This is a genomic window from Streptococcus infantis (assembly GCF_019929575.1).
GTDB lineage: Bacteria > Bacillota > Bacilli > Lactobacillales > Streptococcaceae > Streptococcus > Streptococcus infantis_L.
In genome coordinates, this window is the sequence record NZ_JAHZPU010000009.1 from 33,992 (window position 1) to 58,728 (window position 24,737).

At 39.9% G+C, this 24,737-nt stretch carries 21 protein-coding genes and 2 tRNA genes; 1 reads left to right on the forward strand and 22 read right to left on the reverse strand.

From position 1 onward, the window contains the following. Positions 1-8: 8 nt before the first annotated feature. From proB to K1I67_RS04600, 3 genes are all read right to left on the reverse strand, one after another. Positions 9-1,118: a glutamate 5-kinase gene (gene proB / locus K1I67_RS04590; protein WP_223339009.1), complete on the reverse strand. Its 1,110-nt coding sequence runs from the start codon at positions 1,116-1,118 to the stop codon at positions 9-11. Between the two features lie 156 nt (positions 1,119-1,274). After that, a complete protein-coding gene (gene tuf, locus K1I67_RS04595; RefSeq protein ID WP_001040718.1) occupies positions 1,275-2,471 on the reverse strand; it encodes an elongation factor Tu in 1,197 nt (398 codons plus the stop codon). Positions 2,472-2,883: 412 nt separating this feature from the next. Next, positions 2,884-3,993, reverse strand: a complete 1,110-nt coding sequence (locus K1I67_RS04600) for an AI-2E family transporter (RefSeq protein ID WP_223339010.1) — start codon at positions 3,991-3,993, stop codon at positions 2,884-2,886. Between the two features lie 105 nt (positions 3,994-4,098). Here K1I67_RS04600 and pbp3 point away from each other — a divergent pair, with 105 nt between their 5' ends. Next, positions 4,099-5,340 (forward strand): D-alanyl-D-alanine carboxypeptidase PBP3, encoded by a 1,242-nt coding sequence (gene pbp3 / locus K1I67_RS04605; RefSeq protein WP_223339011.1) that lies wholly within the window; start codon positions 4,099-4,101, stop codon positions 5,338-5,340. 35 nt (positions 5,341-5,375) lie between these two features. Here the strand turns inward: pbp3 and K1I67_RS04610 are convergent, their stop codons facing one another. The 19 genes from K1I67_RS04610 to parC all read right to left on the reverse strand — a co-directional run bounded on the left by K1I67_RS04610 (position 5,376) and on the right by parC (position 24,715). Then, entirely contained in the window at positions 5,376-6,773 is a 1,398-nt protein-coding gene (locus K1I67_RS04610) for an APC family permease (protein ID WP_223339012.1), read from the reverse strand. A 282-nt stretch (positions 6,774-7,055) separates the two neighbouring features. Continuing rightward, positions 7,056-8,468, reverse strand: a complete 1,413-nt coding sequence (gene sufB, locus K1I67_RS04615) for a Fe-S cluster assembly protein SufB (protein ID WP_000797051.1) — start codon at positions 8,466-8,468, stop codon at positions 7,056-7,058. Positions 8,469-8,525: 57 nt separating this feature from the next. After that, positions 8,526-8,966, reverse strand: coding sequence for a Fe-S cluster assembly sulfur transfer protein SufU (gene sufU / locus K1I67_RS04620; RefSeq protein WP_223339014.1), 441 nt, complete (start codon positions 8,964-8,966; stop codon positions 8,526-8,528). Further along, positions 8,953-10,179 (reverse strand): cysteine desulfurase, encoded by a 1,227-nt coding sequence (locus K1I67_RS04625; RefSeq protein ID WP_223339016.1) that lies wholly within the window; start codon positions 10,177-10,179, stop codon positions 8,953-8,955. The genes sufU and K1I67_RS04625 overlap by 14 nt, the downstream gene beginning before the upstream one ends. Positions 10,180-10,189: 10 nt before the next feature. Next, positions 10,190-11,446, reverse strand: coding sequence for a Fe-S cluster assembly protein SufD (gene sufD, locus K1I67_RS04630; RefSeq protein ID WP_223339017.1), 1,257 nt, complete (start codon positions 11,444-11,446; stop codon positions 10,190-10,192). Between the two features lie 27 nt (positions 11,447-11,473). Beyond that, positions 11,474-12,244 carry a Fe-S cluster assembly ATPase SufC gene (sufC, locus tag K1I67_RS04635; RefSeq protein WP_000114489.1) on the reverse strand — a complete coding sequence of 257 codons (771 nt, stop codon included), beginning with the start codon at positions 12,242-12,244 and terminating at the stop codon, positions 11,474-11,476. A 153-nt stretch (positions 12,245-12,397) separates the two neighbouring features. Then, positions 12,398-12,592 carry a DUF3272 family protein gene (locus K1I67_RS04640; RefSeq protein ID WP_223339018.1) on the reverse strand — a complete coding sequence of 65 codons (195 nt, stop codon included), beginning with the start codon at positions 12,590-12,592 and terminating at the stop codon, positions 12,398-12,400. Positions 12,593-12,614: 22 nt separating this feature from the next. After that, entirely contained in the window at positions 12,615-14,279 is a 1,665-nt protein-coding gene (gene dnaX, locus K1I67_RS04645; protein WP_223339019.1) for a DNA polymerase III subunit gamma/tau, read from the reverse strand. Beyond that, positions 14,279-14,776, reverse strand: coding sequence for a GAF domain-containing protein (locus K1I67_RS04650; protein WP_223339020.1), 498 nt, complete (start codon positions 14,774-14,776; stop codon positions 14,279-14,281). The genes dnaX and K1I67_RS04650 overlap by 1 nt, the downstream gene beginning before the upstream one ends. 85 nt (positions 14,777-14,861) lie before the next feature. Further along, entirely contained in the window at positions 14,862-16,064 is a 1,203-nt protein-coding gene (gene rpsA / locus K1I67_RS04655) for a 30S ribosomal protein S1 (protein WP_223339022.1), read from the reverse strand. A gap of 161 nt (positions 16,065-16,225) precedes the next feature. Then, positions 16,226-16,297: transfer RNA gene (locus K1I67_RS04660), tRNA-Gln, on the reverse strand. A gap of 9 nt (positions 16,298-16,306) precedes the next feature. Continuing rightward, a tRNA-Tyr gene (locus K1I67_RS04665) sits at positions 16,307-16,387 on the reverse strand. A gap of 49 nt (positions 16,388-16,436) precedes the next feature. Next, positions 16,437-16,667, reverse strand: a complete 231-nt coding sequence (locus K1I67_RS04670; RefSeq protein ID WP_000037108.1) for a DUF2969 domain-containing protein — start codon at positions 16,665-16,667, stop codon at positions 16,437-16,439. A gap of 135 nt (positions 16,668-16,802) precedes the next feature. Then, entirely contained in the window at positions 16,803-17,447 is a 645-nt protein-coding gene (gene pcp / locus K1I67_RS04675; protein ID WP_223339024.1) for a pyroglutamyl-peptidase I, read from the reverse strand. 13 nt (positions 17,448-17,460) lie between these two features. Next, positions 17,461-18,384 carry a DUF979 domain-containing protein gene (locus tag K1I67_RS04680; RefSeq protein WP_223339025.1) on the reverse strand — a complete coding sequence of 308 codons (924 nt, stop codon included), beginning with the start codon at positions 18,382-18,384 and terminating at the stop codon, positions 17,461-17,463. Next, positions 18,381-19,070 carry a DUF969 domain-containing protein gene (locus tag K1I67_RS04685; RefSeq protein ID WP_223339026.1) on the reverse strand — a complete coding sequence of 230 codons (690 nt, stop codon included), beginning with the start codon at positions 19,068-19,070 and terminating at the stop codon, positions 18,381-18,383. Before K1I67_RS04685 ends, K1I67_RS04680 begins: the two co-directional genes overlap by 4 nt. 31 nt (positions 19,071-19,101) lie before the next feature. Beyond that, entirely contained in the window at positions 19,102-21,069 is a 1,968-nt protein-coding gene (locus tag K1I67_RS04690) for a peptide ABC transporter substrate-binding protein (protein WP_223339027.1), read from the reverse strand. Positions 21,070-21,090: 21 nt separating this feature from the next. Further along, positions 21,091-22,113 (reverse strand): branched-chain amino acid aminotransferase, encoded by a 1,023-nt coding sequence (locus K1I67_RS04695; protein WP_223339029.1) that lies wholly within the window; start codon positions 22,111-22,113, stop codon positions 21,091-21,093. Between the two features lie 124 nt (positions 22,114-22,237). Next, complete coding sequence (parC, locus tag K1I67_RS04700; protein WP_223339031.1) at positions 22,238-24,715, reverse strand: DNA topoisomerase IV subunit A; 2,478 nt, start codon at positions 24,713-24,715, stop codon at positions 22,238-22,240. Positions 24,716-24,737: the final 22 nt, after the last annotated feature.

Here is a 24,737-nt window from a genome sequence, read left to right on the forward strand (position 1 = left end):
GTTTACCTCTAAAATTCTGTAAAGAGTAGTTGGATTTCAGGAGTGATAGAAATCCAGTCATCACGATGAATCAGGACTCCCTTGGCTTTTTGAGAACGAAGGACATCTTTGAGACCCGATGCACCTAGTTGCACTCTACCTTTTCCGAGTGATTTTCCAGTTTCCTTATCAAATACCGTTACAATATCACCATAAGAAAAATTGCTCTCAACATCTACAACCCCTGATAAAAGGAGACTCTTTCCATGTTGAGAGAGGGCTTCTGCCGCCCCTTTATCAACCCAAATTGCTCCCTGACTTTTGGCATAAAAGGCCAGCCACTGCTTCTGGGTACGAAGTCCCTTTTCCTGTGCAACAAAGTAAGAACCATCCAAAGTCTTCTCTGCCGCCTCTATCATAGCATCAGCTTTCAAGGATGAACAGATATAAACCGGTACTCCTGACTCTGTCGCAATGGTCGCTGCCTTTATCTTAGTCAGCATACCTCCAGTTCCATTAGATGAACCTGCTCCGCCAGCCATATCGATAATTTCTCGATTGATGATCTCAATTCTCTCTAACCGCTTCGCACTTGGATCCGAGTTAGGATTACCAGTATAAAGACCGTCTACATCTGTTAAGAGGACCAAAAGATCTGCCTGCACCATTGCAGCTACCTGAGCACTGAGTGTATCATTATCTCCGACCTTGAGCTCATCAATAACGACACTGTCATTTTCATTGATAATAGGAATCGCGCCACGATTGAGAAGGACAGATAAAGCTTGATGGGCATTTTTATAACGTCGCTTATCGACAAAATCATCCTGAGTTAGCAAGATTTGCGCTGAAACAATCTGTCTTAAGAGCAAATTTGTTGTATATTCTTCCAGAAGCAATCCTTGACCAACCGCCGCTGAAGCTTGCTTATCCGCAATCTTGGTCGGTCGTTTTTTAAATCCTAAGGCTCCAAAACCTGCCGCAACAGCCCCAGAAGACACCAAAATTAGCTCATGACCTGCTTCATGCAGCATTGCAAGCTGTTGTGTAATTGCTTTTACTTTACTGCGAGATAAACTTCCATCCTTATGTGTCAGGGATGAAGTTCCCACTTTAAATACGATACGCTTGTACTTCATATTTTTCTCCAAATTTAATATTTAACCATTTTACCATGATTTTATGAAATTGTAAAAAAGGAACTCTCTCACTTATGATCGCAAAAAAGAACCTTGCATAGCAAGATTCTTTTAGTGTCTGACTTAAATAATTGTTCTTCTGGGAACTAAATCGAATTAAGCTTCGATTTCTGTAACCATACCTGAACCAACAGTACGTCCACCCTCACGGATAGAGAATGTAGTACCTTGTTCTACGGCGATTGGGTGGATCAACTCAACGTCGATTGTCACGTTATCACCTGGCATTACCATTTCAGTACCTGCTGGAAGTTCGATTGAACCTGTAACGTCAGTAGTACGGAAGTAGAATTGTGGACGGTAGTTGTTGAAGAATGGAGTGTGACGTCCACCTTCTTCTTTAGTAAGGATGTAAACTTCACCTTTGAATTTAGTGTGTGGGTTGATTGAACCTGGTTTAGCGATAACTTGTCCACGTTCGATTTCGTCACGTTGAACACCACGAAGAAGGACACCTACGTTATCTCCTGCAAGACCTTCGTCAAGTTGTTTACGGAACATTTCAACACCAGTAACAACTGCTTTTTTAGTTTCTTCTTTGATACCAACGATTTCGATTTCGTCGTTGACACGAACAGTACCACGGTCGATACGTCCTGAAGCAACTGTACCACGTCCAGTGATTGAGAATACGTCTTCGACTGGAAGAAGCAATGGTTTGTCAGTGTCACGTTCTGGTTCTGGAATGTACTCATCAACAGTGTTCATCAATTCCATGATGATGTCTTCGTATTTAGAGTCACCTTCAAGAGCTTTAAGAGCTGAACCTTGGATAACTGGAAGATCGTCACCTGGGAAGTCGTATTCTGAAAGAAGGTCACGGATTTCCATTTCAACCAATTCAAGCAATTCTTCGTCGTCAACCAAGTCGATCTTGTTCATGAAGACGATAAGGTGCTTAACACCAACCTGACGTGAAAGAAGGATGTGCTCACGAGTTTGTGGCATTGGTCCGTCAGTTGAAGCTACTACAAGGATAGCTCCGTCCATTTGAGCGGCACCAGTGATCATGTTTTTAACGTAGTCCGCGTGTCCTGGAGCGTCGATGTGAGCGTAGTGACGTTTTTCAGTTTCGTACTCAACGTGCGCAGTGTTGATTGTGATACCGCGTTCGCGTTCTTCTGGAGCAGCATCGATAGACGCATAGTCTTTAGGTTGGTTAACTGCTGAAGGCAAGCGACGTGCCAAAACAGTTGTGATAGCTGCAGTTAGGGTAGTTTTACCGTGGTCAACGTGTCCGATAGTACCAATGTTAACGTGTGGTTTACTACGATCGTATTTTTCTTTTGCCATTTGAGTAAAAGCCTCCAATAAAATATATTTTATAGATAGACAGTAGGCAATACAGTCTAACTTTCCTTACTATTTTATCAAATTTCAGCTAAATTGCAAGTGTTTTACAAAGTTTTTGTGAATTATTCTTATTCTCGCTCTACTTCCTCTACCAATTTATTTAAAATATCTATAAATAGGCTTATTTCAGCAAAAGGCGATAGACCATCAATCGATAACCCAAGTCTGAATTTCCTATTTCCAGCCCCGAAAGACTTCAATCATTCAGTTGTTTGTAAAGAGTTGTGTATTGAAAAAATTAAAGTTTCATCATAAGAGATTAGAAAGTTTTAAAACCAATAAAAAGTTGATCAAATACAGCACCAAAGATACTATAATCAAAAAAAGGTCGGGAGCTTTTATCCCGACATCTTTATTCTGATAGATGTTTCTTAACTTCTTGTGCTTCCTTATGATTTTCATACAGTCGCGCTAAGAATTTAGCGATCTCTTTTAAAATGGAATAGGTAGGAACAGCAACAATCATCCCAATCACACCGTAAATATTACTTGATAATAAAAGCAAGACTAAAATAGTAATTGGGTGAACCTTCATAACTCCACCCACGATACGTGGATATAAAATATTTCCATCAACTTGCTGAATAATCAACATATAAATGACAGCAATAATCATTTTATGAGGATCTGTGAAGAGATTTGAAATAATCATTGGAATCAAGCCAATGCTTGGTCCTACATATGGAATCAAATTAGCCAATCCAGAAAAAATGGCGAAGACCAAGGCATATCTTAGACCAATCACACTATAACCGATAAAAGCTAAACATCCAATAATAACTGCATCTATAGACACTCCACTAATGTAACGAGAAATAGTTGTATTTAGGTTTGTCAATAAACCAGATATGTTCAATTTATCTCGTTTTAATACAGTTCTTTCTAGCATCGGTAAAAATTTATGACCATCAAGTAGGAAGTAAATCAAGAAGACTGGTGTCATGATGATAATCAATACAGTGCTTACGAGTGCAGAGAGAACACTGCCAACACTATTTGTCACACTGTTCAAGATATTTTGCAAAATATCAACATATGAGAGATTTAGTTGTTGAATAGTTTGTTGAATATCTAGATTTTGCAGGGCTGGATGTTTTGATAACTCAATGACTAAATCTTGAAGACGACCATAAATGTTTTGACTCGAATAGATTAGGCTACTCAACTGATTAATCAAAATCGGTAGCAGATAGACAAAACTAAGTACGATTGCACAAATTAAGGCACAAAGGGTTAACAAAATCCCAATGATGCGATTGATTTTGCATTCCTTCTCTAAAAAGATAACAATTGGGTTGGTTAGGTAATACAAAAATCCTCCCAATAAAAAAGGAATCATGATCGTATTTGCAACACTGACAAAGGGTGTAATAATAGCACCCATTTCTCTCCATAAGTAGAAAATAAGGGTTATTAATAATATCTCAGTGGTCCAGAAGAATAATTTATTTCTCCGAAACATAAGCCACCTCCTCTTTTTCCTATTTTACCATATTTCAAAAAAGATTGATAACCTACATTATAAAAACAAGAATATTTTTTGTCTTTATGATAGAATACAATTACTATGAAGAAATTATTTTTAACACTATTAACACTTATTTCGTTTGGTTCCGCTACTACGGTTTTTGCCCAGGATTTTGATGTAGCAGCAAAACATGCCATTGCTGTTGAAGCTAATAGCGGTAAGATATTATACGAAAAGGATGCTACTCAACCTGTTGAAATTGCTTCTATTAGCAAATTGCTTACCGTATATCTCGTTTACGAAGCCTTGGAACAGGGGAAAATCTCTCTTTCTACTCCTGTAGAAATTTCTGATTACCCCTACCAGTTGACAACTAATTCTGCGGCTAGTAATGTTCCCATGGAAGCTAGAAATTACACTGTCGAAGAGTTGCTAGAAGCAACTTTGGTATCTAGCGCTAACAGTGCTGCTATCGCTTTAGCTGAAAAAATTGCCGGTTCTGAGAAGGACTTTGTAGATATGATGAAGGCCAAACTACAAGAATGGGGAATTCAAGACGCTACACTCGTCAACACAACAGGGCTCAACAATGAAACTCTTGGCACTAATATCTATCCTGGTTCAAAGAAAGATGATGAAAACAAATTGAGCGCTTATGATGTTGCTGTCGTTGCTCGCAATCTCATCCTCAAGTATCCTCAAGTTTTAGAAATCACAAAGAAACCTTCTTCTACTTTTGCAGGGATGACCATTCATTCTACCAACTATATGTTGGAGGGAATGCCTGCTTATCGTGGTGGTGTTGATGGACTTAAAACTGGTACGACTGATAAAGCTGGAGCATCCTTTGTAGGTACGACTGTAGAAAAAGGAATGCGCATCATCACAGTTGTCTTAAACGCTGACAACCAAGATACTAATCCATATGCACGCTTCACAGCTACTTCTTCTATTTTAGATTACATCTCATCAAACTTTGCTCTTCAGACAATCGTCAAACAAGGAGAAAGTTATGAAGATAGTAAATCGCCTGTATTAGATGGGAAGGAAGATACAGTTACAGCTGTCGCCAAAGAAGATATCAAAATCGTACAACGTCTGGGTAGTCGTACACAATCAACTATTACTTACACAGCGGACACGACTGAACACACTGCTCCACTAGAGGCAGGAACTGTCGTTGGACATTTGACTTATGAAGACAAGGATCTAGTTGGTCAAGGATACATTACAACTGACAAACCTAGTTTTGAGATGGTCGCAGAAAAAAATGTCGAAAAAGCCTTCTTCTTAAAAGTTTGGTGGAATCGCTTCGTTCGTTTTGTTAACGAGAAGTTATAAAAAATCGAAAAATCGCGAATTTCGCGATTTTTTCTTTATTCATTTTCAGCTACAGTCGAATGGTTATATCCATAAACAAAGTAAATAATAACGCCTATTAATAAAGCTAGTCCAAATGCCATCCATGTTTCAAGAGTATATTGAAGCATAAATGAAAGGCAGATCAGAATAGACAAGATTGGTAAAAAAGGAACTAGGGGTGTTTTAAATTCTCCCTCTTTGGGCATACCCTTATCTTTTCTCAATTTGATAATCCCATAGGCTAAGAGAATAAGATAGGCTAAGGTGCAGATATTGAGGAAGGCTGCGATACTTGCCAGAGGGAAGATCCCAGCTGCAATCGCTGAAACAAAACCTGTTAAAATGGTCGCATTCTTAGGAACACGACTGGTCTTAGTCACTTGTTTGAAACTCTGAGGCATGAGCCCATCACGTGCCAAACTATAAATCATTCGTGACAAGGCATAGGTCATGGAAATACATACCGTAATCAAAGTAAAAATTGCAACGAGAGAAACATAATTAGCTGCCCAACCAATACCAATACTTCTAAGAGCAAAAGCCACTGCATCATCAACATTGAGCTTGCTATAGTGAACGATACCTGTCAATATCAAGGTAACCAAGGCATACAGAATGGTTACAATGGTTAAGGATAAAACAATCCCACGTGGAATATTCTTTTGTGGGCTTTGAATTTCATCAACTGCCATAGAAATGGACTCAAAACCTAAGAATCCAAAGAACATGAGTGAAGCACCTGCCATAATTCCAGTGCTTCCTCCATAAATCTGACCAAAACCAAATGGTGCAAAATCTGACCAATTTTCAGGTTTAATGTACCAAATACCAACCAGGATAAATAAGGCAAGAGCAGAAAATTTTAAAACAACAAGAATAGAATTAAAACGAAGAGCTGCTTTCGAATTTAAAAGTACAACACCTGTAACAAGTAGAATTACTAAAATTGGTAAAAAATCAATATAAGTACCATGTTCAGGATTAAAAGTTCCATTCAAGACTTGTGGCAAGGAAATTCCATAATGACTTAGCAAACCTTTAAAATAGGCTGCCCAACCAGAGGCAACACCTGAAACTGCTGTCATAAATTCCATAATGGTTAACCAACCAGCTATCCAGGCTGGAAATTCACCCAAAATTGCATATAAATAACTATATGCTCCACCCGTTGCAGGAACACGAGAGGCAAATTCTGCGAAAAAGAGGGCGGATAAGGACACACAAATCGCAGAAATCACGATAGATACAACAAGAGCAGGCCCTGCTAGTGTTGCTGCAGCTGTTCCTGTAATGGTGAAGATACCTGTTCCCACCATAGCACCAATTCCCAAAAGAATTAAATCCCATAGTTTTAAATGACGATGCATTTCTGTTTTACCTAGACTAACGTCCTTGGTTCTAAAAATATTCATAATTCATCTCCAAATTTATAAGATTGTATTATTTTATCATATATAAGGATTTTTGTGAATATTTATTAGCCTCATAAACCAAAAAAACTGAGAGTGGGACAGAAATCGGTAATTCGTTAGAATACGATTTCGTCGTCCCACCTCCGCACAGTTGAGTAAGGATGTAAAAGCTGATGAAATAAGCGTAGTAGAGCCCACTCAACCACTGCGTCTTGCTCGACAATCCAAAGCCAATTAAGAGGCTAGGACTTTTGTCCCAGCCTCAGTTTTTCTTTATAAAAATTATCCAACTGATCCTTCCATTTCGTAGCTAATCAAGCGGTTCAGCTCAACTGCATATTCCATTGGAAGTTCTTTGGTGAAGGGCTCCACAAATCCCATGACAATCATCTCTGTTGCCTCGGATTCTGACAATCCACGACTCATGAGGTAATACAATTGTTCTTCTGAAATCTTAGAAACCTTAGCTTCGTGTTCCAAAGCTACTTGCGAGTTGTGGATTTCATTAAACGGAATAGTATCTGATGCTGACAAGTCATCCATGATAATGGTGTCACACTCGATGTGAGAAACAGATTTCTTAGAGTTTTTATTAAAGGTTACTTGTCCACGGTAGTCTACCTTACCTCCACCTTTTGCAATAGACTTAGACACGATAGACGAACTGGTATGTGGAGCGTTGTGGATCATCTTGGCACCAGTATCCTGATGTTGCCCTGCATTAGCAAAGGCAATAGAAAGCATGGTTCCACGCGCCCCTTCTCCATCAAGGTAAACAGATGGATATTTCATAGTTGTTTTGGCACCCAAGTTCCCATCAATCCACTCAACAGTCGCATCTTTTTGAGCCTTAGCACGTTTTGTAACCAAGTTATAGACGTTATCAGACCAGTTTTGGATGGTTGTATAACGCATGTAAGCTCCATCCAAAGCAAAGATTTCTACGATGGCAGCGTGCAAGCTGTTACTTGAATAAGTAGGCGCTGTACATCCTTCTACATAGTGGACACTTGCTCCCTCATCAACGATAATTAAGGTACGTTCAAACTGACCAGTATTTTCGTTGTTGATACGGAAGTAAGTTTGAAGTGGAATATCAACCTTGACACCTTTTGGTACATAGATAAAGGTTCCACCTGACCACACTGCTGAGTTGAGGGCTGCCAACTTGTTATCTGTCGGCGGAACCAACTTAGCGAAGTATTGTTTAAACAAGTCTGGGTATTCTTTGAGGGCAGAATCTGTATCTGTAAAGATAATTCCTAACTTCTCAAATTCTTCCTTCATGTTATGGTAAACTACTTCTGACTCATACTGGGCAGAGGCACCTGCTAGATAAGCACGCTCAGCTTCCGGAATCCCGATACGTTCAAAGGTTTCTTTAATCTTTTCAGGAACTTCATCCCAAGAACGGGCTGGTTTATCAGATGGTTTTTGGTAATAGATCAAGTCATCAAAGTCAATCTCTGACAAGTCTGCTCCCCAGGTTTGCATGGGCATTTTTTTGAAGGTTTCATAAGACTTCAAACGGAATTCTAACATCCACTCAGGTTCTCCCTTGGCAGCTGATAGTTCACGAATGACATCTTCATTCAATCCTTTTCCTGTCGATAGGACAGGCTCTACATCGTCATGGAAACCAAATTTATATTCACCAAGGTCAATTGGTTTTGGTTCTACTCTTTCTTCAGCCATAATATCCTTTCTTTCATTCTTTAATGCTAATGATTCATAAGACAAAAGAATCTTGTCTTATTTGTTTTCTTGATTTTCTATTGTTTTCTTAAGGGCGTTCCAAGCTATGGTTGCGCACTTGATCCGTTGAGGGAACTTAGCAACACCTGATAAGAAAGCTGCGTCTCCAAGCTCGTCTTGACGCTCATCTTTTTGTCCTTGGACCATTTCAGAAAAGATAGTCGCAAGTTCTAAGATTTCTTGTTTGGTTTTTCCTAAAACGGCATCTGTCATCATACTTGCAGAGGCAGTTGAGATGGTACATCCTGAATTTAGAAAAGCGATATCTTCCAAACGATCCTCTGCATCAAACTTGACAGAGAGATTGATAACATCCCCACAGGTTGGATTATTTAGACTGATTTGCTCAGCATCTTCCAACTTCCCTTGGTGATGAGGATTTTTCGAATGGTCTGCTACCACTGCCATATAGAGGCTATCTAGTTTAGAAAGTGCCATTGAAAAACTCCTTTGTCTTTAGTAAGGCATCGACTAGTTTGTCGCAATCTGCCTTGGTATTGTAGATATAAAAACTTGCACGAGCTGTTGCTGGAACGTCCAAATACTGGAGCAAGGGTTGGGCACAATGGTGACCCGCACGAACTGCTACTCCTTCATAATCCAGAGCAGTCGCAAGGTCGTGAGGATGAAGATCACCTAGGTTAAAGGCAATAACACCTGAACGTTGAGCCAAATCTTGCGAACCATAAATGGTCAAACCTTCAATTTCCTGTAATTTTGGATAGACGTATGCGATCAATTCTTGTTCATGGGCTTCAATGGCATCCATACCAAGACTTTCCAAATAATCCACTGCAGCAGCCAGTCCGATAGCACCTGCCATGTTAGGAGTTCCAGCCTCGAATTTCCAAGGCAATTCCTTCCAACTAGCAGATTGCTCATAGACAAAATCAATCATTTCGCCACCAAATTCAACTGGTGACATTTGCTCCAGATACTTTTCTTTGCCATAAAGAACACCGATACCAGTTGGACCAGCCATCTTGTGACCTGAAAAGGCAAAGAAGTCCACATCCAAGTCCTGGACATCAATCTTCATATGTGGTGTAGACTGGGCGCCATCCACCACCATAATGGCTCCAACTTGATGAGCCAATTGAGTAATTTCTTTGATAGGATTGACCACACCAAGAACATTTGAGGCGTGAGCTAGCGAAACAAACTTAACCTTAGCGGTCAATTTAGAACGCAAATCATCCATATCTAGAGCCCCATCCTTGAGATAGACATAGACAAGCTCAGCCCCAGTCTTGCGGCAGGCTTCTTGCCAAGGAATGATATTGGAATGGTGTTCCATGATAGAAATCAAGACCTGGTCACCCTCAGTCAAGATTTCTTCAGCATAACGTGCTACCCAATTAAGACTAGTAGTCGTTCCTCTGGTAAAGAGCACTTCCTTTGTTGAAGGTGCATTGATGAACTTCCGAATAGTTTCACGAGCAGCTTCATAGGAAGCTGTAGCCCGTTCCGCCAAGGTATGAACTCCACGGTGAACATTGGCATTATCCCGTTCATAGTAGCGGTTAATGGCTTCCAGAACAGCTAGTGGTTTTTGTGTCGTCGCAGCATTATCCAAATAAACCAGAGGTTCGTCATTAACAATCTGATCTAAAATTGGAAAATCCTTGCGAATCACTTCTACATCTAACATAGGCTTCCCCTTAGCGTTTTGACAATTTTTCTTCGATTGTCGCAATCATTTCATCACGAACTTCCTTGACAGGGATCTCAACGATAACGGATCCAAGGAAACCACGAACAACCAAACGTTCTGCAGTTGCCTTGTCCAGTCCTCGGCTCATGAGGTAGTACATGTCTTCTGGATCAACTTGACCAATAGAAGCCGCGTGACCTGCAGTGACATCATTTTCATCAATTAAAAGAATTGGGTTGGCATCGGAACGCGCTTGGTCAGAAAGCATAAGAACACGGCTTTCTTGTTGGGCATCTGCTCCCTTAGCACCCTTAATAATGTGGCCAATACCATTGAAGGTCAAAGTTGCTTTTTCAAGAATAACACCATGTTGGAGGATATTACCGATAGAGTTGCAACCATAGTTAGTTACTCGAGTATCAATTCCCTGTACCTGACGGCCACTTGAAAGTGCTACGACCTTGAGGTCTGCATGGCTACCATTCCCAAGTAAGTCACTATCAAAGTCAGCAACCACGTTTCCTTCGTTCATGACACCAATTGCCCAGTCAATGCTTGCATCGTTGCCTAATTTACCACGACGGCTAATGTAGGCAGTGACATTTTCGCCTAGACGGTCGATAGCCGCAAATTTCACTTGCGCACCTGAACGTGCAATCACTTCAACTGTGATATTGGCAGTTGCCTTAGCACTAGCTCCCCCACGTGACTCTAGACGTTCAAGATAGCTAATTTTAGAATTTTTACCAGCAATGATCAAAATATGCTTGTTAAATGGCACATCACTATCTTGGTAGAAAATTCCTTCGATTGGTTCTGTGATTTCTACGTTGTCAGGAATGTAGAGAACTGCACCACTGTTAAAGTAAGCCGTGTGGTAGGCCGCCAACTTGTCATCGTCGTACTTGACTGATGACATGAAAAATTCTTCTACAAGTTCTGGAATTTCTTCTAAAGCTGAATGAAAGTCTGTAAAGACAACTCCTTGTTCAGCCAATTCAACTGGAATTTGCTCAAAAACTGTTTGAGTTCCTACTTGTACCAACTTTAAGTGATTATCTAGAGCTGTGAAGTCTGGAACATTTGCTGACGGCTCACTTTCTGTAATCGTTCCATCCCCCAGATTCCAACGGTGGAATTTGACACGCTCAATAACTGGTAATTCTAAACTCTCAATCTTATCAAAAGCTTTTTGACGGAGTTCAGCCAACCAGCTTGGTTCAGCGTGCATTTCTGAAAAAAGTTTAATAGTTTCTTTAGTCATTTACTTCTCCTAAAAGATACGAGGGAATTACAATTCTTCCTTGTAGTCGTAGCCAAGTTCTTCAGCTAGTTTTGCGTATCCTTCACGTTCTAGACGCGCAGCCAATTCTGGACCACCAGAAAGGACAACACGACCTTCCATCATCACGTGTACCACGTCTGGTGTGATGTAGTTCAAAAGACGTTGGTAGTGAGTAATAATCATAGCACCAAAACCTTCACCACGCATAGCATTAACACCTTTCGATACGACTTTAAGAGCGTCAATATCAAGACCAGAGTCAATCTCGTCCAAAAGGGCAAAAGTTGGTTCCAACATCAAAAGTTGAAGAATTTCATTACGTTTTTTTTCACCACCAGAGAAACCTTCGTTAAGGTAACGCTCTGCCATTTCTTCTTTCATGTTGAGCAATTCCATCTTCTCGTCTAGTTTAGTAATAAACTCACGAACAGAAATCTTTTCATCATCTTCTTTTCCAGCATTCATGGCTGCACGAAGAAACTCAGCATTAGTAATACCTGGAATTTCTGATGGGTATTGCATAGCCAGGAAAAGCCCCATACGCGCACGCTCGTCAACTTCCAATTCAAGGATGTTTACGCCGTCAAACAAGACTTCACCTTTGGTTACTTCATAGTTAGGATTTCCCATAATAGCGGCAGAAAGAGTTGATTTCCCAGTTCCATTTGGTCCCATGATAGCTGCAATCTCTCCTGTTTTAAGAGTCAGATTGACCCCTTTTAAAATTTCTTTTCCTTCAATTTCAACGTGAAGATCTTTGATCTCTAATACTGACATGATAGTTCCTTTCTTTTTCAATCCGTTCTACCATTTTTGCTAGAAAATTGTCCTTATTTTTCTAGTAAAAAACGATAAAATGTCAATAAATATACTTTAATAGTATAACAAAAAAAAGCCTAAAAGGCTTTAATTTTGTCTAGAAGCTGAGGGTTACTTCTTTCCTCGAAAATGGTCATCTATAGCGTTGACAATTTTACCCATAATATAGCTGACTCTAAAATTTCTTAGGATTAAAATAGCCCAAAGCAAGGCCATAATATACCGTTGCTCCATGATGGATTCATTAAGGAAATAGGTCTCAGCAGCAGTAAAAAAGGCCATAATTATAAATTGTTGTCTATTCATTGTATTGTTTCACAAAATCCTTTTAATCTTCTGCTATGGTCACTTTATCCGCTAGGAATTCAAATCCTTGGGGAAGAACAGATTCTTCAACATCTTCCTTGACAGAGTTTCCTTGAGCCGATTTAGCCTTAGCTGAAAAGTCCGCTCTGACTTCTTTCCACTCGTCCATAGATATAGCAAGAATTTCTGGAGAAAAACCAGCTGCTTGACTAAGGATATTGCCAAACATGGTGTTGAGATTATCACGTTTCATGGTTTGCCCAGCATTGAAGTTAGATTCAAATGCAAGAATGGCATGATGCTCATTCGCCGCAACAGGTTGAGAACCAACTAAAAGTGCCTTATCAGGACCTGACAAGCTTTCAATAACTTCTCCCCAAGCATTTTGTAGACGGATTAGATTTTGACGAGCCAAATCAGGATTTTCAACAGCTTCTTGAAGAATAGATTGGACCTTATTGCGATCTACTCGGTAAACTGACTTAGTGTTAACTGGACGACTTGGTGTTGGTGTAGCCGGCTTGGGACTTGCATTAACATTTGCTAGGGCCTGTTTCAATCGTGCTACTTCTTCTCTTAGAGTTGCCAATTCACCAGCGACTTGACCTGTTATTGCTGGCTTAACCTCAAGCTCAGCTAGACGAATGGTCATCATTTCTGCGTAAATCTTTGGTTGGAGGCTAGCCTTCATATCAGCTAAACTTCCAGTTGCTATGGTAATCATTTCAAATAGGAGATCCTGTGGCAGAGATAAATTATTCTTGAATACCTGGCTATGGTGAGTATTCTCTCCTCCCGTTTGGACAATCAAAATATCTCGTAAATATTGCAACAAATCCGTTACAAATCGTGTCATGCTCTTTCCATTATCAAAAATCAAATCAAGTTTTTCCAAAGCACGAGTTACATCCTTTTGTGCCAAAGCAGCCACATAATCGTCCAAAGCACTTAGACTGATAGTCCCAGTAATTTCCTCAGAAACAGCTGTTGTCAATCTAGCTTCCTGCGTCAAACTCAAAGCCTGGTCTAAGATGGACAAGGCATCCCGCATACCACCTTCAGCTCGACGAGCAATAATCTCAACAGCTTCTGACTCATAATCAATCCCTTCCTTTTCTAAAATATGGAAGATATGATCTCGAATATCCTGAGTCTTGATAGATTTAAATTCAAATCGCTGAACCCGAGATAAAATAGTTGCAGGAATCTTATGAAGCTCTGTCGTTGCTAGAATAAAGACAACATTTGGAGTTGGTTCCTCAAGAGTTTTCAAAAGGGCATTAAAGGCTCCTGTTGAAAGCATATGAACCTCGTCGATGATATAAACCTTATAGCAAGCAACACTCGGAGCATAGGTTGATTTATCACGGATATCACGAATTTCATCAACCCCATTATTAGAGGCTGCATCCATTTCGATAACGTCCTCCAAGCTACCGTTTGTAACTGCCTGACAGATATAACAGTTATTACAAGGTTCTCCCCCTACTTGATTAGGGCAATTCATTGCCTTAGCAAAAATTTTGGCTACACTGGTTTTACCAGTTCCACGAGGTCCTGAAAATAAATAAGCATGGCTTATTTTTTCCTGTTCAACAGCTTGTTTAAGAGTTTTTGCAATAACCTCTTGACCTACTAGCTGTGAAAAGGTTTGGCTTCTGTATTTTCGATAAAGGGCCTGATACATTACGCTTTCTCCTCAAACATTGAAAAGTTCCATTCAGTTTTATCTAACAAAATAGCTACAAACTCTTCTAGATACTTCTGATCCAGATCATCATAATCATCGACAAGAGATGAATCCAAGTCTAATACACCCAGTAGTTGTCCATCTTTGACCATTGGCACAACAATTTCACTGAGTGCTTTACTATCACAAGAGATATAATTTGGATAGGTCTTTACATCACCAACAATAACTGTTTGACGACTAGCTGCCGATTCGCCACACACACCTCTACCAAGAGTGATTCTCACGCAAGAAACCCCACCTTGAAAAGGACCCAAGATGAGTTCATTCCCATCGAATAGGTAGAAACCTGCAAAAACAGTATTAGGAAAGTTTGTTTTTAGTAGGGCACTGGCATTAGATAAATTAGCCAACACATTGGGCTCTCCATCTAAAAGATAAGAGAGCTGTTCATTTATTGTTTGATAAAGTGATTCTTTTTCTGAATATAACATAAAACCATTATATCAAAAAATGCTAGTAGAAAAAAGAAAAATCCTCTGTTTAAAAAACAAAGGATTTTTTTCAAATTCGAATGAATTAAAGTTCGATGTCTCCGAACAAGTCAGCCATTGAGAATCCTGTTTGAGTTTCAGGAAGTTCAAAGTCACGTTTTTCTTGACGTTTTGGACGACGTGGACGTGGAGCACGTTTTTCTTCGTTTTGTCCTTCTTCTTGAGCTGGACGTTCCTCAAGAGCTTTGATAGAAAGTGATACACGTTCTGCATCAGCATTAACTTCAAGAACTTTAACAGTAACTTCTTGACCAACTTTAAGAGCTTCTTTTGGATTTTCAATACGTTTGTGTGAAATTTGTGATACGTGAACAAGTCCATCGATACCTGGCAGTACTTCAACAAATGCACCGAAGTCAGTCAAACGTTTAACTGTACCTTCTACAACATCACCTTTAGCCAATTTTTGCTCAACGCCATCCCATGGTCCAGGTGTTGTAGCTTTAAGTGAAAGTGATACACGTCCTTCTTCTTCGTTAAGATCAAGGATTTTCACTTCAACTTCTTCACCAACAGTTACAACTGATTTTGGTGAAACGTTACGTTCGTGTGACAATTCAGTCAAGTGAACCAATCCGTCAACACCACCAAGGTCGATGAAAGCACCGAAGCTTGTGATACGTGCAACTTTACCAGTTACAACATCACCAACAGCCAATTTACCAAATACTTCAGCACGAGCTGCTGCTGTAGCTGCTTCTACAACTTCACGACGTGAAAGAATGAAGCGGTTTTCTTTAGGATCAACTTCTTTGATTTTAGCATCAAACTCTTGACCTACAAAACGCTCAGTGTTACGTACAAAACGAGTATCCAACATTGAAGCTGGGATAAATCCACGTACACCTTCAAATTCTACTGAAAGTCCACCCTTAACAGCGCGAGTTCCTTTAACTGTAACAACTTCTTCTTCACGTCCTACAAGTTTGTCCCATGCTTTGCGAGCTTCAAGGCGTTTTTTAGATACAAGGTATGTTACTGTATCAGTATCTTTACCAACTACTTGACGAAGTACAAGAACATCCAATACTTCACCTACTTTTACAAAGTCATTGATATCTGCATCGCGATCGTTTGTCAATTCGCGAAGAGTCAAGACACCTTCAACACCAGTTCCAGAGATTGCAACATTAGCTTGAGTAGCATCAACTGTCAATACTTCAGCACTAACAACATCACCTGGCTCAACTTGGCTAACGCTATTTAGCAAATCTTCAAATTCGTTCATCTAAAAAATCCTCCAACAATCAAGTTTTTCTTAAACTTGACATACTTATAATTTTTTCCTAAGCACCCGCAAAGACATGTTATATCGTTCACGTCCTTCAATTATAAAAATAAAATACCCTAAGATATTTTTCTTTTTATCTTGAATATATTACCTAAGAACTGGGGTAGCTGGATTCGAACCAACGCATGAGGGAGTCAAAGTCCCTTGCCTTACCGCTTGGCTATACCCCAAAAGTGAAATGGAGAGAGAGGGATTCGAACCCCCGAACCCGAAGGAGCGGATTTACAGTCCGCCGCGTTTAGCCTCTTCGCTATCTCTCCAATGTTCAACGAAAACTATTATATCATGAAAATTTACAAAAAACAAGCTTTATTTTGCTAAATTATAGTTTTCAATCAAAATTTCCACAGCTTTTTCAAGTTTTTTATAAAAACTATCGACATTTCCATTCTTTATGATCGCAAATTGATTATCTAGTTCAGCAATTTCACCAATAACCTTTTTACCAATCGTTAAAGTATATCCTTCATACTTTTCCTTACCAACTAAAACAGTTGCGTCTGTTAATTGAATTTCAATTTTTTTATCTTTTTTACTCATACGATACCTCTTTTCACTCTTCCTATTGTACAAGAAATTTAAAAAACTGGCAAGAAAAAAACTCTTTACCAAGCTAATCTTGAGAAAGAGTTTTTGTGACAAAATCTAAGTTTTTAATCTAGGGAAGGCTCATTGTTAGTGGGTTGTCCCACCCACTAATTTTATGTCCTTATCTTTATAATCTACGATAGCACCAATCGCAGTTTGGATACCTCTGACGATATCAGTTAAATTCATAGAAGCTGTATTAGATTTATTAATCACCTGTTCTGTCATATAGGGAATATGCATAAAACCTGCTCTCATATTTGGAAACTTTTTATCCACTAAATAGAGAGCCTGATACATCAGATGATTACAAACAAAGGTTCCTGCTGTATTGGACACTGTAGCTGGCAACCCTTCCTCTTTAATCGCTTGAACCATTGCTTTGATAGGGAGTGTGCTAAAATAGGCAGCTTGACCGTCCAGGCGTATAGGTGTGTCTATCGGCTGATTTCCTTGGTTATCTGGAATTCTTGCATCATCTTGATTGATGGCAACTCGTTCAGGAGTTAAACTAGCTCTACCTCCTGCTTGTCCGATGCAGAGTACCACATCTGGTTGATAACGGACAATTTCTGCTTCTAAAACCTCTGCTGATTTATAAAAGACTGTTGGAATCTCTACCGAGCGTATCTCCGCTCCATGAATTACAGACGGTAATAATTTAACAGCTTCCAAGGCTGGATTGACCTTTTCACCACCGAAAGGATCAAAACCTGTTACTAATATTTTCATTTTATTTCCTTTGCTAAAATGCCAAAAAGTACATCAAAAATACATGTAGGATAATCATGATAACAGCTACTCCTACTTGAGCTTTGATAACCCCATTTGGATCTTTCATATCCAGGAGAGCTGCTGGTAAAGCATTAAAGTTAGCAGCCATTGGAGTTAATAAGGTTCCACAGCAACCTGCTGTCATTGCTAGAGCAGCGGCTACGATTGGATCAGCTCCCAAGGCAAATACAAAGGGAACTCCAATTCCAGCAGTAATAACAGTAAAGGCAGCAAAGGCATTACCCATTATCATGGAGAATAGAACCATCCCAAGGACATAAGCTACCACACCCATAAAACGACTGCCCGATGGAACTAAACCACTTATCAAGTGAGAAATCAGATCTCCAACTCCTGCTACGGTAAAAATTGCCCCTAAAGCTCCTAAAAGTTGAGGCACAATCCCACTGGTTGAAACTTGTTGCACCATGCGATTGTTTTCTGCTAACAAACTTCTAGGAGAACTCTTAGTAATCAATAAAAGAGAGATGGTTGCGAAAAATGCAGCAAGACTGATAGCAATCTTACTGAACTCAGGGATCATTTTTGCTAATACCAAAGCAATCAAAGCCATTAACATGACTGGAATAAAAATTTTATTCTTTAGTCGTTTAGCTTCAATATTTGCCTTGACTTCATCCAGAGACGGTAAGGTGCCGATACGAACCTGTTTAAAGAGAGTTAGCAGGGCTAATAGCACTACGATAACTCCAATACAGACAGAAGGTAGATAGGAACCACCGATAAAACTGATGCCCAATAAAGCCCAAAACCCAGCCGTTCCAAAGCGAACTGGGTTTGTTTTATCTTTATAGCTACAATAAGCCGTATGAAGGAATTGACAGCCAATCACAATATAAGTCAACTCTAATAACTGGCTTGCTAGATTGGTCATTCTTCTTTTCCTTTACTAACCTTATTTGCTAGCAGTTTTCTATCAAAGAGGTAATTGTAAATCCCTACAACAAGAAGGGCAATTCCTGCAACTATAAGTGAAGCTGATGCAATGCCTGCATAATTACTTTCGTAACCTAATTGGTCCAGGGTGCCCCCAACCAAGAGGACACCACCTGCACCAACGAAAGTGTTTTGAGCAAAGAAATTTGCAAAATTATCATTTGCTGCTGCACGTGCTTTTAACGCTTCGCTCTCCTGCTCTGTTAATTTTCTGCCTAATTGTGACTCTGCTGCTGCTTGTCCCATGGGTTGAACCAAAGGCCTTACAAACTGCGGATGTCCTCCTAGTCGAATGGCAAAGAAACCATCGAGTTCCCGAAAAAAGAAATACACTGTATAAAAACTTCCTACGGTCAGTCCTTTAATCTTTTGAATCAAGTCAATCGATCGTTGCTTGAGCCCAAAAGTTTCAGATAAACCAACCAGGGGCAAGGTTACCATAAAAATCGTAAGAACACGTTGATTGCTAAATTCTTTTCCCAAAATTTCCAAGAATTCAACAAGAGAAACTCCAGAAACTAGAGCTGTAACTAAACTAGCTAAGACTACCGTTGCAATGGTATCTAACTTATAGATAAAACCAACCACAATGATAAATATCCCTATTAGTTTAATCCATTCCATATAGGCCTCTTTTCCAAAACACTAGTCAGTTTTATTTGACATGACTTTCTAGTTCTTTTTGGTATTTATTGTTTGATTCCAATTTTTCTTTTTGCCATTTTTCAAGAGCTGCTTGATATTCTTTAGCAGATACAATCTCTTTTTGCAATTTCATACCCTTAAAGATATAAGGATCACCCTTAATACCAACTTGTGAGTATGGTTTTGAGAAAGGAACGATGTTGCTGACAACTGGTGAACCACCTGATGAGGCTGTCGGTATCAAGAGAGAGCTATCTGTGAGCCAAGCTTGGGCTTTAGCATATTTTTCATATCTCTTATTCAAATCGTTTGTCTCAGAAACTGCATCATCTAGGAGTTTCTTATATTGGTCCAAACCAAGTTGAGCTACTACTTCCTTGTCTTTTCCTTTAGTAATACCAAGGTGTTTCATAGCAGAACCTGTCTTAGGATCCATGATATTGAGATAACTTGCTGGGTCTTGATAACTTGGAGCCCATCCAGTACTGTTCAAATCATAGTCTTTTTGAGCAGGTACACGCGCTTGTGATGTAATACTTTCCTTTTCATTGTCAGTCATTTGAAGAACATCGATTACGACATTTTCAGAACCAAGAGTTGATTCGATTGATTGCTTGAAGGAATTGCTTTGCTGAACAGCAATTGTATTTGTCTGTTCAACTGGGACATCCAAGTGAATTGGGAAGGTTACACCTTTTGCTTCCAATTCTTTCTTAGCTTTTTCAAATGAAGCCTTGGCTTTGTCAGGATTGTAGATGGTATCTTTTCCGTCAACGAGCTCAACACCTTTCCATTGGTCCCCATAGTTGACCAATTCTTTTTGAGCGATATCACCAAAGTTTTTGCCACCAGATTGAACGAAATTGTCTGGTACTAGGCTATTACGAATAATCTTGTCCGCACCATCTTCACCATTAAGCTGAGCTGAATAAGAATGACGGTTGAAGGCAAAGTTGATGGCTTGACGGAAGTCCTTGTTCAACATTGCTTCTTTTGTAGAAGTTTTCTGTTCTTCACTTGTTTTCGCTGTCTTATTGAAAGATTGACGGTTTACGTTAAAGGTAAAGTAGTAACTAGTTGAATCCTGTGGACTATATGTAATTTTATCCCCGTATTGTTCCAAAGTAGAAGCAAAGTTTGAGCTACTTGGGAAGAGGCGAGCTGTTGTGTAAACACCCGAAGAGAAGCTACGGATCAAGGATTCTTGATCTGATCCATCATAGTAAGTTAATTTAACTTTCTCGATTTTAACCTTCTCTTTATCCCAATAATTTGGATTCTTTTCATATTCGATTAAAGATTTGGAAGTCAATGTCTTCAAAATATATGGACCGTTATAAAGAATACCAGCTGGACTGACCGTTCCATAATTTTTACCAGAAGCTTTGAGGAATTCTTCATTTACTGGCAACATAGTTGCTGAAGTTACTTTGGAATTCCAGAAAGTTTCAGGTGCGTTTAGAGTGTACTCAACAGTATAATCATCCACTGCCTTAACTCCAACTGTTGAGAAGTCGTTAGTCTCACCAGTCATATATTCATTCAAGCCCTTAATTGAGTTTTGAATAAGAGTGACACCGTCTGATTTGCCATCTGCTACGTGTTTCAATCCAGTAACAAAGTCATGCGCAGTTACTTCAGCATATTCTTCACCTTCTGACGTGTACCATTTAACCCCTTTACGAAGTTTATAAGTATAAGTCAAACCGTCTTGTGAGACACTCCAATCCTCAGCGAGGGAAGGAATCAAATTCCCATATTCATCGTTTTCTAACAAACCATCAACGACGTTACCGATGATATCAGTTGTTGAAGTACGAGTTGCGATACTGTAGTCCAAAGATGATGGGTCTACTCCATAGACATAAGAGAAAGTTGTAGGCGCATCTGCTTCCTTGTCGGCTTTACCACAAGCTACAAGAAGAACTGCTGTACTCAGGACCACTCCTGCTGTTAACATCCACTTTTTCGTTTTCATAAAGATCTCCTTTAATAATTTTTAATCTACTTTTACAATCCAACCTTCTGGTGCTTCAATGTCACCAAATTGAATACCTGTCAATTCGTCGTATAGTCTACGAGTCACTGGACCAACCTCTGTCTCACTGTAGAAAACGTGGAAGTCATCACCATGTTGGATTCCTCCAATTGGTGAGATTACTGCTGCTGTTCCACAGGCACCTGCTTCTACAAATTGATCCAGACTATCAATTGGTACATCTCCCTCAACAGGCTTCAAGCCCAAACGATGCTCTGCCAAATAAAGTAATGAGTACTTGGTAATCGATGGCAAAATTGACGGACTAAATGGGGTTACAAACTCATTATCAGCTGTAATTCCAAAGAAGTTTGCTGAACCGACTTCTTCAATCTTGGTGTGGGTTGATGGGTCTAGATAAATAACATCTGAGAAATGACGGGATTTAGCCATTTTTCCTGGTAAAAGGCTAGCTGCATAGTTACCTCCGACCTTGGCAGCTCCTGTTCCATTCGGTGCAGCACGGTCATACTCATCTTGAATTAAAAAGTTCGTTGGAACCAATCCACCCTTAAAGTAATTTCCAACCGGCATGGCAAAGATGGTAAAGATATACTCTTCTGCTGGTTTTACCCCGATGATATCTCCCACACCAATCAAAAGGGGACGAAGATAAAGGGTTCCACCTGTTCCATAAGGTGGTACGTATTCTTGATTGGCACGGACGACTGCCTTACAAGCCTCTACAAACATTTCTGTTGGCACTTGAGGCATCAAGAGACGGTCGCAAGTACGTTGGAGCCGTTTAGCATTTTCATCTGGACGGAAAAGTTGAACACTACCATCCTTTGTACGATAGGCTTTTAACCCTTCAAATGCTTGCTGTCCATAGTGAAGGCTCGGAGATGATTCGGAAATATGCAAGGTTGCGTCTTCTGTTAATTCTCCTTGAGTCCATTGTCCATGTTTAAAATAAGCGATATAACGATAAGGTAGTTTCATATAGGAAAAACCGAGATTTTCCCAATCAATCGTAACTGTCATGACAATCTCCTTTATTCTAATCAAGCTCTGTGTTCTATTCTACACTATTCTCCTAAAAATTCAAGTATTATTTGTAATTTTCTGAAAATTTTACTTATTAAAAATCAGTCACTAGGACTGATTTTTAATTTTCTTTGATTTCTTTAAAGATTTCTTTAAGATAAGCATCAAAAACTTCTTCATCAGAAATGCTATCTGAGATAAAGCTTCCATTGCTTGTACGTTCTGATAGATTCAAATCTTGTAGGATTGCTTCGTAAATCGTTCCATTATTTGATTGGATGACAAGCGTTTGCTCTCCATCTTCTACTTCTGTACTAAAGAGATCTCCAACAAATCCTTGCTCTGATACTGCACCAGCAAGGAAGACACGATGTGGTTTGCTCTTTAATTCTCTAAGGACTTGAAGACCACGATTAGCACGACTGGTTGCTGGAATTTCCTCAATCGAAACGCGCTTAAGACTTCCACGATGCGTCAAAAGATAGAAGGATGAAGTATTGCAGATAAAGGCTGCTTGTATCACATCATCTGCTTTCAAGTTCATGGCTTTGACACCTGCTGCCTTGGCACCGATGACAGGCACTTCTTCGATGTTAAAGCGAAGAGCATAGCCATTTTTACTGATTAATAGAACATCATCCAATTTAATCGGAGCTACTGCTACAATCTGGTCACTATCATCTTTCAACTTAGCATACTTGACAGATTTAGAACGGTAGGTTCTCCATGGAGAGAATTCTTTGCGTTCTACACGTTTGGTTTGGCCAAGGCGAGTCGCTGCAAAGTAGGTTGTCGCATCGTCAAATTGATCCACAACTTCGACATAGAGCACTTCTTCATTGGTTTCAAAGTTGGTAATCGTTTGACTCAAGTGCTCCCCGATATCCTTCCAACGAATATCTGCCAACTCATGGACTGGTCGATAAATGACGTTCCCAAGCGTTGTAAAGATTAAAAGATGCTGGGTAGTTTTCACATTTTGAACAAATAGCAATCGATCATCATCCCGTTTACCAATTTCTTCTAAGGTTGAAGCAGCAAAGGAACGAGGGCTAGTACGTTTGATATAACCTGCCTTGGTCACGCTGACGTAAGTATCTTCTTCAGCAATCAGACTAGCTGTATCAATCTCGATGACTTTTGCTGTATCTTCTAAAGTACTCAAACGTGGAGTCGCAAATTTCTTCTTGACCTCACGGAGTTCTTTCTTCATGAGATTGTACATAGTTCGTTCGTCACCGATGATAGCCGCAAGCATAGCAATCTTCTCACGAAGTTCTGCTTCTTCTTCCTGCAAGACAACCACGTCAGTATTGGTCAAACGATACAGTTGCAAGGTAACGATAGCTTCTGCCTGTTCTTCCGTAAATTCATAGCTGACCTTGAGGTTTTCCTTAGCGTCAGCCTTGTTCTCAGAAGCACGGATAAGGGCAATAACTTCATCCAAAATAGAGATGACACGAATCAAACCTTCCACGATATGAAGACGTTTTTCAGCCTTTTCCTTATCAAAGCGAGAACGCGCCAAGATAACTTCTCGACGGTGGGCGATATAACTAGACAAGATTGGTACAATTCCAACCTGGCGAGGCGTGAAATTGTCAATCGCCACCATGTTGAAGTTGTAGTTGATTTGCAAGTCAGTGTACTTGAAAAGGTAGTTGAGAACAAGTTCCGTGTTCGCATCTTTTTTGAGTTCTATAGCGATGCGAAGACCATCACGGTCAGACTCATCACGAACCTCAGCAATACCTGCCACCTTGTTATTGACACGGACTTCATCGATTTTTTTGACTAGATTGGACTTATTAATCTCATAGGGAATCTCAGTGACAACGATTTGCTCCTTACCACCTTTCAGTTTCTCTATTTCAGTCTTGGAACGAACGACCACGCGCCCCTTACCAGTTTCATAGGCTTTTTTAATCTCATCACGACCTTGGATGATAGCTCCCGTAGGGAAATCTGGTCCAGGCAAGAATTCCATCAACTTATCTACCTTGGCAGTCGGATGATCAATCATGTAGACTGTCGCATCAATAACTTCGGCCAAATTATGCGGTGGAATATCTGTGGCATAACCAGCTGAAATCCCTGTAGAACCATTGACCAAAAGATTTGGAAAGGCTGCTGGTAATACAGTAGGTTCTTTCTCGGTATCGTCAAAGTTCCAAGCAAAAGGAACTGTCTTTTTCTCGATATCCTGAAGAAGGTAGCCTGCAATCTCGGATAGACGAGCCTCAGTATAACGCATAGCCGCAGGCGGATCCCCATCCATAGAACCATTGTTCCCGTACATTTCAACCAGAATCTCACGATTTTTCCAGTCCTGAGACATACGAACCATGGCATCATAGATAGAAGAATCCCCATGTGGGTGGAAATTCCCCATGATGTTCCCGACAGACTTAGCCGACTTACGGTAGCTCTTGTCAAAGGTATTACCATCTTTATTCATCGAATAAAGAATACGACGTTGAACCGGCTTCAAGCCATCACGAATATCTGGCAAAGCACGATCTTGAATAATGTATTTGGAGTAGCGACCAAAGCGCTCTCCCATGATGTCCTCCAAGGACATATTTTGGATATTACTCATATAAGATACAAAGGGACGTTTC